This window comes from Mesorhizobium sp. M0140 (assembly GCF_040322475.1).
GTDB lineage: Bacteria > Pseudomonadota > Alphaproteobacteria > Rhizobiales > Rhizobiaceae > Mesorhizobium.
Window position 1 is genome coordinate 12,170 of the sequence record NZ_JAMYTM010000016.1, and the last position, 14,327, is coordinate 26,496.

13 protein-coding genes and 1 tRNA gene are annotated in these 14,327 nt (G+C 63.7%); 5 read left to right on the forward strand and 9 right to left on the reverse strand.

The window, feature by feature from the left end; genetic code table 11:
* Positions 1–114: 114 nt before the first annotated feature.
* The 4 genes from NKJ37_RS17415 to NKJ37_RS17430 form a co-directional block, all read right to left on the reverse strand.
* Positions 115–924 (reverse strand): ABC transporter permease, encoded by an 810-nt coding sequence (locus NKJ37_RS17415; RefSeq protein WP_023811509.1) that lies wholly within the window; start codon positions 922–924, stop codon positions 115–117.
* Positions 924–1,589: an ABC transporter permease gene (locus NKJ37_RS17420; RefSeq protein ID WP_024501900.1), complete on the reverse strand. Its 666-nt coding sequence runs from the start codon at positions 1,587–1,589 to the stop codon at positions 924–926. The genes NKJ37_RS17415 and NKJ37_RS17420 overlap by 1 nt, the downstream gene beginning before the upstream one ends.
* 199 nt (positions 1,590–1,788) lie before the next feature.
* On the reverse strand, positions 1,789–2,589 hold the full coding sequence (locus tag NKJ37_RS17425) for a transporter substrate-binding domain-containing protein (RefSeq protein WP_023811511.1): 801 nt from the start codon (positions 2,587–2,589) through the stop codon (positions 1,789–1,791).
* Between the two features lie 54 nt (positions 2,590–2,643).
* Positions 2,644–3,459, reverse strand: coding sequence for an ABC transporter ATP-binding protein (locus tag NKJ37_RS17430; protein WP_023811512.1), 816 nt, complete (start codon positions 3,457–3,459; stop codon positions 2,644–2,646).
* 244 nt (positions 3,460–3,703) lie between these two features.
* On the opposite strand from NKJ37_RS17430, the gene NKJ37_RS17435 reads away from it, so the two are divergent.
* From NKJ37_RS17435 to NKJ37_RS17445, 3 genes are all read left to right on the forward strand, one after another.
* Complete coding sequence (locus NKJ37_RS17435; RefSeq protein ID WP_128302804.1) at positions 3,704–4,552, forward strand: dimethylarginine dimethylaminohydrolase family protein; 849 nt, start codon at positions 3,704–3,706, stop codon at positions 4,550–4,552.
* Complete coding sequence (locus NKJ37_RS17440) at positions 4,549–6,150, forward strand: 5-guanidino-2-oxopentanoate decarboxylase (RefSeq protein ID WP_023811514.1); 1,602 nt, start codon at positions 4,549–4,551, stop codon at positions 6,148–6,150. The genes NKJ37_RS17435 and NKJ37_RS17440 overlap by 4 nt, the downstream gene beginning before the upstream one ends.
* A 186-nt stretch (positions 6,151–6,336) precedes the next feature.
* Positions 6,337–7,044, forward strand: coding sequence for an SDR family NAD(P)-dependent oxidoreductase (locus NKJ37_RS17445; protein ID WP_023811515.1), 708 nt, complete (start codon positions 6,337–6,339; stop codon positions 7,042–7,044).
* A 113-nt stretch (positions 7,045–7,157) separates the two neighbouring features.
* Here NKJ37_RS17445 and rpsA read toward each other — a convergent pair whose 3' ends face one another.
* From rpsA to aroA, 3 genes are all read right to left on the reverse strand, one after another.
* Complete coding sequence (gene rpsA, locus NKJ37_RS17450) at positions 7,158–8,855, reverse strand: 30S ribosomal protein S1 (RefSeq protein ID WP_023811516.1); 1,698 nt, start codon at positions 8,853–8,855, stop codon at positions 7,158–7,160.
* A gap of 209 nt (positions 8,856–9,064) precedes the next feature.
* Complete coding sequence (gene cmk / locus NKJ37_RS17455) at positions 9,065–9,715, reverse strand: (d)CMP kinase (protein WP_352774466.1); 651 nt, start codon at positions 9,713–9,715, stop codon at positions 9,065–9,067.
* Between the two features lie 254 nt (positions 9,716–9,969).
* Complete coding sequence (gene aroA, locus NKJ37_RS17460; protein ID WP_352774468.1) at positions 9,970–11,328, reverse strand: 3-phosphoshikimate 1-carboxyvinyltransferase; 1,359 nt, start codon at positions 11,326–11,328, stop codon at positions 9,970–9,972.
* Between the two features lie 206 nt (positions 11,329–11,534).
* On the opposite strand from aroA, the gene NKJ37_RS17465 reads away from it, so the two are divergent.
* Both NKJ37_RS17465 and NKJ37_RS17470 read left to right on the forward strand, forming a co-directional pair.
* The gene (locus NKJ37_RS17465) at positions 11,535–11,924 is read left to right on the forward strand and encodes a TIGR02300 family protein (protein ID WP_023811519.1); all 390 of its coding nucleotides are present in this window, start codon (positions 11,535–11,537) and stop codon (positions 11,922–11,924) included.
* A gap of 173 nt (positions 11,925–12,097) precedes the next feature.
* Positions 12,098–12,173 (forward strand) — tRNA-Ala (locus NKJ37_RS17470).
* Between the two features lie 192 nt (positions 12,174–12,365).
* Here NKJ37_RS17470 and dgoD read toward each other — a convergent pair.
* Together dgoD and NKJ37_RS17480 are read right to left on the reverse strand one after the other, a co-directional pair.
* Complete coding sequence (gene dgoD / locus NKJ37_RS17475) at positions 12,366–13,514, reverse strand: galactonate dehydratase (RefSeq protein WP_352774470.1); 1,149 nt, start codon at positions 13,512–13,514, stop codon at positions 12,366–12,368.
* 7 nt (positions 13,515–13,521) lie between these two features.
* Positions 13,522–14,268 (reverse strand): FadR/GntR family transcriptional regulator, encoded by a 747-nt coding sequence (locus tag NKJ37_RS17480; protein ID WP_352774471.1) that lies wholly within the window; start codon positions 14,266–14,268, stop codon positions 13,522–13,524.
* Between the last annotated feature and the right edge of the window lie 59 nt (positions 14,269–14,327).

Below are 14,327 nucleotides of genomic sequence, written 5' to 3' on the forward strand. Positions count from 1 at the left end.
AATAGGGGAGTACGGGAGTAGGGGACAGTGAGCAGTGAATAGCGAATGGGGATGGAAATGTGAATGTGGATAGTAGCCGGATACTCCCCTACTCCCCTACTCCCCTACTCCCCTCTAACCAATCTTGTTGGGGATCCGCGCTTCTATCCTGCTGAACGCAAAGACCAGAATACCGGTGATCATCATGTAGATCAGCGCCAGCAGCAGCAGGGGTTCATAGGTGAGATAGGTGTCCTGCCGCACCTTGGACGAAACGGCGAAGATGTCGATGACGCTGATCGTCGCCACCAGCGGCGTCGATTTCAACTGCAGCACGGTCTCCCCGGTCAGCGTCGGCAACGCCCGATAGATGGCTTGCGGCAGCCAGATGCGCCGGAACGCCTTCCAGCGGCTCATGCCGAACGCGCGGGCGGCTTCGAGTTGCCCCTTCGGCACGCCCGCAAAGGCGCCGCGCATCACCTCGCCCTCATAGCCGGCGAACGACAGGGTCAACGCCAGCACGCCATAGGGCCAGGCTTGCCGCAGATATGGCCACATCCAGGATTCGCGGATCCAGGGATATTGCGGGAACAGCGAGCCCAGGCCGTAGTAAAGCAGCCATAGCTGGATCAGCAGCGGCGTGCCCCGGATCACCGTGCAGAACACCTTGGCGGGCGCGGCGAACCAGAATGAGCCGGCGGCTTGCGCCAGCCCTAGCGGCACGGCCAGCAGGAAGCCCAGGACGCAGGTGACGGCCAGGATCCACAGCGACCGCCAGATGCCGATCAAGCCCATTTCATAATATTGCGGCAGCCAGTCCCAGCGCATGAAAAAGGCGGCCGACAGAACCAGGCCGAGTGCGATCAGGATCAGCACGATGCGGTGCGGCTGCAGCCACAGCGACGTTCGCGCGACGACGTTGATGATGGCAGCCTCGTTGGCCATCAGCGCGCCTCCTTGAGCGAAGGCATGCCGCGCCGCGACCAGGTCTCGACACGGCCGATGACGAGGTTGGAGAACAGCGACAAAAGCAGATAAAGCACGCCCGCCGCGAAAAAGAAGGTGAAATAGGCTTTGGTGACACCCGCCGCCTGCCGCGTCGCCAGCGCCAGCTCGTAGAAACCGACGACCGCCAATAGCGCGGTGTCCTTGGTGGCGATCAGCCAGAGATTGGCGAGGCCCGGTATGGCGAAGGGCAGCATTGACGGCAAGGTGATGCGCCGCAACATCAGGCCCGGAGACATTCCATAGGCGCGGGCGGCCTCGATCTGGCCCTGCGGAATGGCCAGGATCGCGCCGCGTATCACCTCTGTCGAATAGGCGCCCTGGACAAAGCCGAGCACGGCGATGCCGGCGGCAAGGCCGCTCACGTCGACGCGCTGATAGCCCATGGCCGTCAGCGCCTGATTGATCAGGTCGGTTCCAGCGTAATAGAGCAGCAGGATCAGCACCAGCTCGGGCACGGCGCGCACGATGGTGGTGTAGACCGCCAGGAGATCGCGCACCACCGGGCCGCCATAAAGTTTGCCATAGGCGCCGCCGGTGCCGATCAGAAGGCCGAGGCACGTGGCGCCCAGCGCGATCTCGATCGAATGGAGCAGCCCAACCAAAAGAGCCCCGCCCCAGCCTGGCGGGTAGGGCGAGAGAAGCTCGGTGATGCCGGCCGCGGAGGCCGAAAGAAGTGCGTCGATCAGCGTCGCCCCCGAAGTGCTGGCCAACCGCCGACGGCTGCGTCGGCGGCAAACATGCCTGGGAAAGATCGAGCTGGGGCTTGGCGCTGGCGCCATGCCCCTGCTCATACGAGGATCGTCAGTTCGACTGTGCGCCGCCACCGCCGTAAATGTCGAAATCGAAGTATTTCTTCGAGATCTCGTCATATTTGCCGTTGGCGCGGATCGCCTTGATGCCGGCGTTGATTTTGCCCTTCAGTTCGGTGTCTTCCTTGCGCACGCCGGCGCCGACGCCCGGTCCGAGCACTTCGTCGTCCGGAGCGACCATCCCCTTCAAGTCGCAGCAGGCCTTGCCCTGGTCGGATTTCAGGAACTCGCCAAGCGCGATGGAATCGGCCTGAACCGCATCGAGGCGGCCGGCGGCAAGATCGTTGTTGGCTTCGTCCTGGGTCTGGTATTCCTTGATCTCGGAGGCTGTGCTGCCAAAATGCTTCTTGGCGTAGACAGCGTGCACCGTCGAAACCTGCACGCCGACGATCTTACCCTTGAGGTCGTCCGGGGCGGAGCCGAATTTCTGGTCCTTGGGGCCGATGATCGCGGTCGGCGTGTTATAGTACTTGTCCGAGAAATCGATCGTCTTCGCGCGTTCGGCGGTGATCGACATCGAGGAGACGATGAGGTCGATCTTCTTGGTCGTCAGTGCCGGGATGATGCCGTCCCAGGCGACCGGGGTAATGACGCAATCGAGCTTCTCCTCGGCGCAGACGGCATCGATGAAGTCGATCTCCCAACCGACCCACTTGCCCGAAGCATCGGGCGAGGTGAAGGGCGGATAAGGCTCGGCGGCGACGCCGATCTTGACCGGATCGGCCTTGGCCACGCCCATGGCGGCGACGCCGAGCAGCAGCGCTGCGGCGAATGTTTTCAGAACAGTCTTCATGTCACGACTCCCAGTTTGTTGTTGGTTCCCGGTTTTCTTCCGTCCCGGCCTGTCCTAGCCGATGTTGCGGATGAACTGCTTCAGCCTTTCGGATTTGGGCGCGCCGAAGATCTGCTCCGGCGGGCCTTCTTCCTCGACCAATCCATTGTAGAGATAGACGACATGCGTCGCGACCTCGCGGGCGAACTTCATCTCGTGGGTGACCAGCACCATGGTGCGGCCTTCGCGCGCCAGGTCGCCGATCACCTTCAGCACCTCACCGACCAGCTCGGGATCGAGTGCGGAGGTGGGCTCGTCGAACAGCATGACGCGCGGATTGATGGCCAGCGCCCGGGCGATCGCCGCGCGCTGCTGCTGGCCGCCCGACAGATAGGCCGGATAGACGTCGCGCTTTTCGGCCAGACCGACACGGGCGAGCAGTTTCTCGGCCTCGCCGATCGCCACATCGCGCTTGATGCCAAGCACATGTACGGGAACCTCGATGACGTTTTCGATCAGCGTCATGTGGCTCCACAGGTTGAAGTTCTGGAACACCATGCCGAGCTTGGAGCGGATGCGCTCGATCTGCTTGCGGTCGGCCGGGACCGTGTGGCCATGGCTGTCGGCCTTGAGCTTGATCTCCTCGCCATTGACGCGGATGATGCCGCTGGTGGGGTTTTCCAGGCAGTTGATGCAGCGCAGCAGGGTCGATTTGCCTGAGCCCGAGCCGCCGATGATGGCGATGACCTCGCCGTCGCGCGCCGACAGCGAGACGCCCTTCAGCACATGCAGCTCACCGAATCTCTTGTGCAGGTTCTCGACATGGATGGCTTCGGCGGCGCCGTCCTGCGCCGTATGTTTCAATGCGGGTGCGGCGCTTTGCGCTGTCATCCCGGATGCGGCGCTTATGGCCGTCATTCCTTCCACGCTCTGCGGAGCGTTCGAGCTCGTCGCTGCTGGTATCTTTTACCCATTACCCGTCACTGGACAGAGTTCCCACGCTCAGGATGGACCGTTCCGCTTGCCTCCGTCAACCATGGTTTTTGGACTATTGATCACAGCTTGCTGTAGTGGTTAGTGGCGCCAACCGACGTTCAGGGAGAATTTAGTGGGCAAATCATACGGGTCGCAGTCCATGGCCGGACCCCTGAAACGCGTGTTGATGCGGTCCGCCACGAGCGCCATGCGTCATGCCAGGGCACAGGAATGGCACTATGGTCCGGGGTTCGATCCGCAGAAGGCGGCGGCCCAGCATGAGCAGTTGACCAGCATGGTCGCGGCTTCCGGCGCCGAGATCGAATGGCTGACGGACGCCGATGACGGGCTGGCCGATTCCGTCTTCACCCATGATCCGTCGCTGATGACCGATCATGGCGCGATTATCCTTTCGATGGGCAAGGCGCTGCGCCGTGCCGAGCCCGGTCTGCACGAGGCAGCTTACAAGCGCATGGGGATCCCCATTCTCGGCCGGATCGACGATCCGGGCCAGGTGGAAGGCGGCGACTGTGTCTGGGTCGACGCAACCACGCTGGCCGTCGGTCGTGGCGTACGCACCAACCAGGACGGCATCCAGCAGCTTTCGAACCTGCTCTCGCCCAAGGGCATTTCGGTCTTCGGTTTCGATCTGCCGCTCTGGCACGGCGAGGAAGCCTGCCTGCATCTGATGTCGGTGATCAGCCCGCTCGCCGACGATCTGGCGCTGGTCTATGCGCCCTTGCTGCCGGCCGCCTTCTACCAGATGCTGCGGGCGCGCGGCATCAAGCTGGTCGAGGGCGATGCCGACGAGTTCTTCGCCTCCAGCGGGCTCAGTCTCAATGTGCTGCCGACCGCGCCGCGCCAGATCATTGCCGTTGCCGGCTTTCCCAGGACGGCGGCCGCCATGGAAGCGGCCGGCTGCACGGTCGCCACCTTCGATGCGGATGCGCTCTGCATCGCCTGCGAGGGCGGTCCGACCTGCCTGACGCGCCCGGTGCTGCGCCAATGATCGCCACTGGGACCACCACTGGGACGACCGTCGGCGAGGCGTTGATTTCGCTGCTTGAAGCGCATGGCGTCGACACGGTGTTCGGCATTCCGGGCGTCCACACGGTCGAACTCTATCGCGGGCTGGCGCGCTCGAAGATCCGCCACGTCACGCCGCGCCACGAACAAGGCGCCGGCTTCATGGCCGATGGCTACGCACGCGCCAGCGGCAGGCCGGGCGTCGCCTTCGTCATCACCGGACCGGGGCTGACCAACACCATCACCGCCATGGGGCAGGCACGCGCTGATTCGGTGCCGATGCTGGTCATATCCGGCGTCAACGCCATGCCGACGCTGGGCAAGGGCCTCGGCCATCTGCATGAACTGCCGGATCAGCGCGGCATGATGGAGAAGGTGGCGCTGTTTTCGAAGCGCGTCACCGAGGCCAGCGAATTGCCCGCTGCTCTGGCGCAGGCCTTCGCCCTGTTTTCATTGGCCCGGCCCGGCCCGGTGCATATCGAGATCCCGACCGACGTCATGGTCAAGCCGGCGGATGGCATCGCTGCCATGCTGAGCAATGTGACGCCACCCGCGCCGGAAGGTGCCGCAATTGCCAGCGCGGCCAAACTCATCGCTGCCGCGCGCCGCCCGCTGATCCTGGTCGGCGGCGGCGCCAAACGCGCCGGGGCGCCATTGCGGCGTCTGGCCGAGCGGCTGGGAGCGCCGGTCGTCCAGACCACCAATGCGCGCGGCCTGCTGCATGGTCATCCGCTTTGCGTGCCGGCCAGTCCCAGCCTGAAGACAGTACGGGCGCTGATGGCCGAAGCCGATCTGGTCATTGCCGCCGGCACCGAATTCGGCCCGACCGACTATGACGGCTACAGCGATGGCGGCTTCGTCCTGCCCGCCAATCTGATCCGCATCGATATCGGCGCGGACCAGATTGCCCGCCGCCCGGCAACCGTTTCGATCCAGGCCGATTGCGCCGAGGCGCTCGAAGCGCTGCTTCTGGAAACGGGCCATGTCCGGGCAAGCGAGGGCGGTCCGTCGCGCGCCGCTGCTACACGAAAAGCAGCCTTTGCCGAGCTCAATCCGACCCTGCAGGCGCAAGTGCGTGCCGTCGAGATGATCCGCGACACCTTGCCGGGCGCGCTCATCGTCGGCGATTCGACGCAGCCGATCTATGCGGCCAACCTCTATTACGACCACGACCGCCCAGGCGGCTGGTTCAATGCCGCCACCGGCTTCGGCGCGCTCGGCTATGGCCCGCCGGCGGCGATTGGCGCGGCCCTTGCGATACCCGATGCGCCGGTTGTCTGCCTGACCGGCGACGGCGGCTTCCAGTTCACGCTGCCGGAGTTGGGCGCCGCGCTCGATGCGCGGGCGCCGGTCATCTTCATCGTCTGGAATAATAGAGGCTACCGCGAGATCGAAACCTCCATGCTCGATGTCGGTGTCGAGCCCGTCGGCGTATCGCCGGCGCCGCCCGATTTCTGCAAGCTGGCCGAGGCCTATGGCATCGGCGCCGAACGGCTTGCCGATATCGACGCTCTCGCGGACGCGTTGAAGCGCGCCCGGGCCACCGGACTGCCGCGCGTCATCGAAATCACGGTTGACTGAAGGACGGTGCTACGTATTTCCCGTCTCGACGGCCCTGAACCACGGCCGGCCGGTGGGCGGACGCATGCAAAGACGCGACAACTGCCATGTCGAGATGTCAATTGAGTGATGGCGCAAAAGGCGCGACGCTTCGCGTCGGCGGCACAGAAACGACCTAACGACAAAAAAATGACAGGAGCGTCCAAGATGACGGAAACACTTGAAGGCAAGCATATCGTCGTGACCGGTGGAACCGGTGCGCTCGGCGGTGCGGTTGTCGGCAAACTGCTGAGTGACGGCGCGATCTGCCATGTGCCCAACGCCCATGCTGCCGCCCCCACGCATTTCCCCTTTACCACGCATGACCGTGTCCAGCTGGTGCACAACGTCGATCTCTCGGACCCTGCCAAGGTCGAAGCGTTCTACAGCCAGGTTCCAGGCCTTTGGGGCTCGATCCATCTGGCCGGCGGCTTCACCTCGGCACCTGTTGAAAAGATCGAGTCGGCGTCCTTTGCCGAGATGATGGACACCAATGCGCGCACAGCCTTCCTGTGCTGCCGCGCCGCGGTACGCTCTATGCTCGCATCGGATACCGCGGGCCGTATCGTCAACGTCACCGCGCGCGCCGGGCTCGATCCGCGACGCGGCGCCGGCATGGTCGCTTACGCCGCCAGCAAGGCGGCGGTGGCAGCCATGACGGTGGCGATGGCCGAAGAGCTGAAGCACAAGGGCATCCTGGTCAATGCCGTGGCGCCGTCGACACTCGATACGCCGGCAAACCGCGCCGACATGCCGGATGCCGATGTCACCAGATGGGTCAGCCTCGAAGCCGCCGCCGAGGCCATCGCCTATCTGGCATCGCCGGCCAATCTGGCGATGAGTGGTACGCTGGTGCCGCTTTACGGCAGGGCGTAACCTTCCACCCTTTACCGCGGTCAAAGAAAAACCCCGCCGGATTGTTCCGGCGGGGTTTTGTTTTCGAGCCTGTGCGAAAACTTCGCTTCGAAGGGCTTCGCGGTGCGAAGGGCTTAGCTGCCCTGCTTCTTCAGCGCGGCACCCAGGATGTCGCCCAGCGAAGCGCCGGAGTCGGTCGAGCCGTACTGAGCGACCGCTTCCTTCTCTTCGGCGATTTCCAGCGCCTTGATCGAGACCTGCAGCTTGCGGGTCTTCTTGTCGAAGGCGATGACGCGCGCGTCGACCTTCTGGCCGACGGTGAAGCGCTCGGGGCGCTGCTCGTCGCGGTCACGGCTCAGATCGGAGCGCTTGATGAAGGTTTCGATGCCGCTGTCGACCAGCCGCACTTCCAGACCGCCATCCTTGACGCCGATGACTTCACAGGTGACGACCGCGTTCTTGCGCAGTTCGCCTGAAGTCGCCGCTTCGCCGACCGTATCCTTGGCCAGCTGCTTGATGCCGAGCGAGATGCGCTCCTTGTCGATGTCGACGTCGAGCACCTGCGCCTTGACCATGTCGCCGCGATTGTACTCTTCGATGACCTGCTCGCCCGGACGGGTCCAGTCGAGGTCGGAAAGGTGCACCATGCCGTCCACGTCGCCTTCGAGGCCGATGAACAGGCCGAACTCGGTCTTGTTCTTGACCTCGCCCTCGACCTGGCTGCCGACCGGATGGCTCGAGGCGAAAGCCTGCCACGGATTCTCGAGCGTCTGCTTGAGGCCGAGCGAGATGCGGCGCTTGGCCGGATCGACCTCGAGCACCACCACGTCGACTTCCTGGGTCGTCGACAGGATCTTGCCGGGATGCACGTTCTTCTTCGTCCACGACATTTCCGAAACGTGGATGAGACCCTCGATGCCCGGCTCCAGTTCGACGAACGCGCCGTAGTCGGTGATGTTGGTGACGGTACCCTTGATCTTCTTGCCGATCGGGAACTTGGTGCCGATCTCGGACCACGGATCGCTCTCGAGCTGCTTCATGCCGAGCGAGATGCGGTGGGTTTCCTGGTTGATGCGGATGATCTGCACCTTGACCGTCTGACCGATGTTGAGGATTTCGGTCGGATGGTTGACGCGGCGCCATGCCATGTCGGTGACATGCAGCAGGCCGTCGATGCCGCCGAGGTCGACGAACGCACCATAATCGGTGATGTTCTTGACGACGCCTTCGACAACCTGGCCTTCTTCGAGGTTCTGCACGATTTCCGAACGCTGTTCGGCGCGGCTCTCCTCAAGCACGGTACGGCGCGACACCACGATGTTGCCGCGGCGGCGATCCATCTTGAGGATCTCGAACGGCTGCGGGTTGTGCATCAGCGGGGAGACGTCGCGGATCGGGCGGATATCGACCTGGCTGCGCGGCAGGAAGGCCACGGCGCCGTCGAGGTCGACGGTGAAGCCGCCCTTGACCTGGTTGAAGATGACGCCTTCGACGCGCTCACCCTTGGTGAACTTCTCTTCCAGGCGGACCCAGCTCTCTTCGCGGCGGGCCTTTTCACGTGAAAGCATCGCTTCGCCAAGCGCGTTTTCGATGCGCTCGACATAGACTTCGACGGTGTCACCGACCTTGAGGGTGGTGTCCTTGCCCTTGACGCCGAATTCCTTCAGCGGCACGCGGCCTTCGACCTTGAGGCCGACGTCGATGATAGCCATGTCTTTTTCAATGGCGGTGATGATGCCCTTGACGACCTGACCTTCGCCGGAATGGCCGGCGGTAAAAGATTCTTCGAGCAGGCTCGCGAAATCGTCGCGAGTGGGATTTGCAGCTGACATTGTTTCTCCTGGAGTGCCCCGCATCTAAAAGCGGGACGGGCGCCGTGGGTTAGCGTTGCGTTTGGCCTACCGGCGTTCCGGGCTACAAAAACCCTGGGCCGCTCTTTAAACGGCAATTCCGGCGCATGAAGAATGCTGGCAGGCTGGTTCGTGCCCGATATGGGTATTTTCTTCGCCTCCGACAACGGAAATACGAGGGAAAACCCGGATCAGGCGTTGTCTCTTTTGGCCAGCACGTCGTCTATGATCGCCATGGCTGCAAGAAACGCGGCTTCTATAGCCATTTCGCTGGTATCAAGCAAGTGCGCGTCGGCCGCCGGCTTCAACGGTGAGTCCGCTCGACTCATGTCGCGTTCGTCGCGGCGCACGATATCGGCGAGGATTTCGGTGAAATCGGCGGTCCCGCCGATGCTCTCGATCTCCGACAGCCGGCGCTGTGCCCGCACCTCGGCGCTCGCTGTCACATAGAGTTTGATGTCGGCGTCGGGGCAGACAACGGTGCCGATGTCGCGCCCGTCGAGCACCGCGCCCGGCGGCGTCTTGGCGAAGTCGCGCTGCTTTTCGACGAGGATGCGCCGCACCGTCGGATACACCGCGACCTTGGAGGCAGCCTCGCCGACGGCATGCGCTGACAAGACCGCCCGGTCGAGCTTCGCCAGATCGACCTGGCGGGCCGCGGTTTCGGCGGCCGAGACATTGTCGAGCGGCAGCGCGTGCTGGATGAGCGCATAGGCGACGGCGCGATAGGTGAGACCGGTGTCGAGCAGGTTCAGCCGGTAGTGGTCGGCGAGCCGCCGGGCCAGCGTGCCTTTTCCGGCGCCTGCGGGGCCGTCGATGGCGATGGTGAAGGTGTGAGTCATTGGCGGGCCGCCGCGATTGACAGGTGCGATGAAGAAGACGGGCGCCGAGATTCTTCACACCCCCCTCTGTCCTGCCGGACATCTCCCCCGCAAGGGGGGAGATCAGCCATCACCGCTGACTTAGCCAATCGCCAATATTGCAGGATTGAATGGAGCGCCAAAGCCGCCAATCTCTCCCCTTGCGGGGGAGATGTCCGGCAGGACAGAGGGGGGTGCTGTCCCGCCAGCGTTGCAGTCTGGTCCCAAGCCATCGACTAGCCGATCTCCGCGCCCAGCGCCTTCATCAGGCCCATGAACTCCGGAAAGCTGGTCGCGATCATGGCGGCGTCGTCAATGGTCACCGGCTTTTCCGTCGCCAGGCCCATCACGAGAAAACTCATGGCGATGCGGTGGTCGAGATGGGTTTGCACGGTGGTGTCCTGACCGTTCGGATGGCCGCCAAGGCCCTTACCGCCGGGTTTGCCGCGCACCGCAAGCGAAGCCTCGCCCTCGGTGCAGTCGACGCCGTTGAGCTTCAGTCCGTTGGCGACGGCCGACAGCCGGTCGGATTCCTTCACCCGCAGTTCCTCCAGCCCCTGCATCAGCGTTTCACCCTCGGCGAAGCTGGCAGCGACCGCAAGCACGGGGTACTCATCGATCATCGACGGCGCCCGCTCGGGCGGCACGGTGACGCCCTTCAGTTCGGAGTAGCGCACGCGCAGATCGGCGACATCCTCGCCGCCGGCATTGCGCGGGTTCAGGATGTCGATCTTGCCGCCCATCTCCTGCAACGTCAAAAGCAGGCCGGTGCGGGTCGGGTTCATCAACACGTTTTCGATTGTGATGTTCGAACCCGGCACGATCAGTGCGGCCACCAGCGGGAAGCCGGCCGAGGACGGGTCGCCCGGCACGGCGATGGTCTGGCCGGTCAGTCTGCCCTGTCCTTCGATGAAGATGTGGCGCACGCCGCGCTCGTCGGTTTCGACCGACAGGTTCGCGCCGAATCCTCTGAGCATCTTTTCGGTGTGGTCGCGCGTCATGACGGGCTCGATGACGGTGGTGATGCCCGGCGTGTTCAGCCCGGCAAGCAGCACCGCCGACTTGACCTGCGCCGAGGCCATCGGCACACGATAGGTGATCGGCGCGGCATGCTTTGGCCCATGCAGCGTGATCGGCATGCGGTCACCCGGTGTCGCCTTCAGCACCTGCACGCCCATCTGGCGCAAGGGTTCCAGCACGCGGCCCATCGGCCGGCCCGACAGCGAGGCGTCGCCGATGAAGGTCGTCTCCATGTCATAAGTGCCGACAAGGCCCATGGTGAGCCGCGAGCCGGTGCCGGCATTGCCGAAATCGAGCGGGCCTTCCGGCTGCAGCAGTGCGCCATTGCCTGTGCCGCGGATCACCCACTCGTCGCCGTTCTTCTCGATATGTGCGCCCATAGCCTTCATGGCAGCACCTGTGCGCATCACGTCCTCGCCTTCGAGCAGGCCGGTGATGCGGGTCTCGCCCGAGGCGAGGCCGCCGAACATGAAGGAGCGGTGCGAGATCGACTTGTCGCCCGGCACGCGCGCGATACCAGAAAGGGCTGGGGATTGGCGGGCGGTGGCCGGCTTGGGCGCGGCGGCGTGAGACATGGAATTTCCCTGGACGGAATGCCGGCGGGCCGGCGCTTTTCATTTGTTGCGGCGGTCTCGTATCACGGCGGGCCGAAATGGTCATCCCCCATGGTCGTCACTGACGCGACGCCTTTCAACGTATGGTTTTGTGACGCCGGCTTTTCGCTTTGACAGCGCTGCAAACTGTGGTTAAGGGGACCACTCTTTTATTGACGAGGCTTGCCGTGGCAAAAACCGAACTTGGCACAAAACGTATCGACCCGGAGACGGGCCGAAAATTCTACGACCTGAACAAGGACCCGATCGTCTCGCCCTACACCGGCAAGACCTATCCGCGTTCCTATTTCGAGGAAGGCAAGATTGCCGCTCTCGAGGAGGAAGAGGAAGTGGCCGAGAAGGAAGTGGACGCCGAGGAAGAAGAGGGCGTTGAGGTCGTCTCGCTTGAAGAGGCCGACGAGGACGCCAAGGGCGACGACCTGCCGGATCTCGGCGACGACGAGGATGACGTCGACCTGGGCGACGACGAGGATGACACCTTCCTCGCCGACGAAGAGGAAGAAGATGACGACGTTGCCGACATGATCGGCGTCGGCGACGACGACGACGAGGTCTGATCGGGCGTTGAAAGCGGGCGTTTGCAGGCTTTCGCGGCCTGCGAAGAAAAAGCGGCTCTTGAAGGCTTGATATCTGAGAAGGGCGGGGTTAGAAGCCGCCTGCACTAACGGCGCGGTCTCCAACCCGCGCCGGATCTCTTCGCCGGAAACGGCGCCGGTTGACTGCCGGAAGTGGGGCCATAGCTCAGTTGGGAGAGCGCTTGAATGGCATTCAAGAGGTCGTCGGTTCGATCCCGATTGGCTCCACCAAACAGTCCCTCTGCAATTCGCAGCCGATGAATGTGCCGTACTGCGGTCATCTGCGTTTGATGGTCAGTTCAGGCAACGCCGCTGAAAGCGCCCCCATCAAACGGAACGAACCAGCCATTTCTCGAGAGCAACTGCTCGCCGGACAAAGTCTTCACTGTTCATGGAGCGCTTAGAGACTGAAAGCCAGCCCGATCACCACTCGGCGAAGGAGCCGTCTTTGTGGCGCCAGACAGGGTTGCGCCAGCGGTGGCCTTCCTTGGCGCGTTCCTTGACATACTCCTCGTCGATCTCGACACCCAGGCCCGGGCCGTCGGGAATGGCGACATAACCATCCTCGTAGCGGAAGACATCCTGGTTGGCGGCGTAGTCGAGCAGGTCATTGGCGGCATTGTAGTGGATGCCGAGGCTCTGCTCCTGGATGAAGCAGTTGTAGCTGACTGCGTCGAGCTGCAGGCACGCGGCAAGCGCGATCGGCCCGAGCGGGCAGTGCGGCGCCACCGCGACGTCATAGGCTTCCGCCATCGCCGCGATCTTGCGGCATTCGGTGATGCCGCCGGCATGCGACAAATCGGGCTGGATGATGTCGACGACGCCTTCCTCGAACACGGATTTGAAGTCCCAGCGGCTGTAGAGCCGCTCGCCGAGCGCGATCGGTGTCGAGCCAAGCGCGGCAATCTCCTTCAGCGCTTCTCGGTTTTCGCTGAGTACCGGTTCCTCGATGAACATCAGCCTGTAAGGCTCCAACTCCTTGACCAGGGCGCGCGCCATCGGCCGGTGCACGCGGCCGTGAAAATCGACGGCGATGCCGATGTTGGGTCCGACAGCCTCGCGCACCATGGCGACGCGTTCGACAGCGGCGTCGATCTTGTCGTGGCTGTCGACGATCTGCAGTTCCTCGGTGCCGTTCATCTTCAACGCCAGGAAACCGCGTGCAACCATTTCCTTCGCACCAGCGGCCACTTCGGCCGGCCGGTCCCCTCCGATCCAGGAATAGACCTTGATCGTGTCGCGCAGCTTGCCGCCGAGCAATTCATGCACGGGAACGCCGAGCGCCTTGCCCTTGATATCCCACAGTGCCTGGTCGATGCCCGCAATGGCGCTCATCAGGATCGGCCCACCGCGGTAGAAGCCGCCGCGATGCATCACCGTCCAGTGGTCCTCGATCAGGCGCGGGTCCTTGCCGATGAGATAATCGCCAAGCTCCTTGACCGCTGCCTCGACGGTCAGCGCCCGGCCTTCGACGACCGGCTCGCCCCAGCCGGTGACGCCGGCATCGGTTTCGATCTTCAGGAACAGCCAGCGCGGCGGGACGATGTAGGTGGTGAGCGAGATGATTTTCATGCGCGTCTCAGTTGCTTTTGAGTTTCTTGGCGCTGACGAGGTCGCGCGCCGCGAGGTCGAGGATCTTGTTTGCGGCCCCACGCGCCGCCTCGGCATTGCGCATGCGCAGCGCTTCGACCACCTCGCGGTGCGCCGCCACGGCCTCCATGCGCCGGTCGAGCGAAATCACCGCCGTCGCCTCGAGCGAGAATTTCAGCCCGGTGTCGATGAGATTGCCGATCTGGCGAAAGATCGGGTTATGGCTCGCGGCATAGACGATCTGGTGGAAAGCGATGTCGCTGCGCGAGAAGGCGGCGAGATCCTCGCCGGCGCCGGCCATGCCGCGCCATGCCGCTTCGAGATCGGCTATTTCCTGCAGCGTTGCGCGCGTGGCCGCCAGTTCGGCGACCAGCGGTTCGATGGCGCGGCGCGTTTCGAGGATGGCGTCGAACAGCTTGTCGTCCAGTGCATGCGGCGCGTGCCAGGCCAGCACCTGTGGGTCGATGATGTTCCAGTCGTCCTCGTTGCAGACGATCGTGCCGACGCGCGGCCGCGACAGCACTAGCCCCTTTGCCGCCAACACTTTCAGGGCCTCGCGGATGACAGTGCGGCTGACACCATATTCGACGCCGAGTTCGTTTTCGGTCGGCAAGGAGGATCCGGCCGGGTAGCGCCCGGAAAAGATGTCTGAGGCCATTGCCTTGGTCACATCGGGCATGACGCGCGGGCGGCGAGTGGCTGTGTCGCCTTGCGGTTTCTTCAAAGTCCCGGTCACCTCAGCCCTCCTCCAAGGCGGCGAACCGCTGGTTTCGCACAACCGATCCGCCATTAACG

Coding starts and splice junctions, on each gene's coding strand:
- NKJ37_RS17415 (WP_023811509.1), bottom strand. CDS start 924: ATGGCCAACGAGGCTGCCATCATCAACGTCGTCGCGCGAACGTCGCTG.
- NKJ37_RS17425 (WP_023811511.1), bottom strand. CDS start 2,589: ATGAAGACTGTTCTGAAAACATTCGCCGCAGCGCTGCTGCTCGGCGTC.
- NKJ37_RS17430 (WP_023811512.1), bottom strand. CDS start 3,459: ATGACAGCGCAAAGCGCCGCACCCGCATTGAAACATACGGCGCAGGAC.
- NKJ37_RS17435 (WP_128302804.1), top strand. CDS start 3,704: ATGGCCGGACCCCTGAAACGCGTGTTGATGCGGTCCGCCACGAGCGCC.
- NKJ37_RS17440 (WP_023811514.1), top strand. CDS start 4,549: ATGATCGCCACTGGGACCACCACTGGGACGACCGTCGGCGAGGCGTTG.
- NKJ37_RS17445 (WP_023811515.1), top strand. CDS start 6,337: ATGACGGAAACACTTGAAGGCAAGCATATCGTCGTGACCGGTGGAACC.
- rpsA (WP_023811516.1), bottom strand. CDS start 8,855: ATGTCAGCTGCAAATCCCACTCGCGACGATTTCGCGAGCCTGCTCGAA.
- cmk (WP_352774466.1), bottom strand. CDS start 9,715: ATGACTCACACCTTCACCATCGCCATCGACGGCCCCGCAGGCGCCGGA.
- aroA (WP_352774468.1), bottom strand. CDS start 11,328: ATGTCTCACGCCGCCGCGCCCAAGCCGGCCACCGCCCGCCAATCCCCA.
- dgoD (WP_352774470.1), bottom strand. CDS start 13,514: ATGAAAATCATCTCGCTCACCACCTACATCGTCCCGCCGCGCTGGCTG.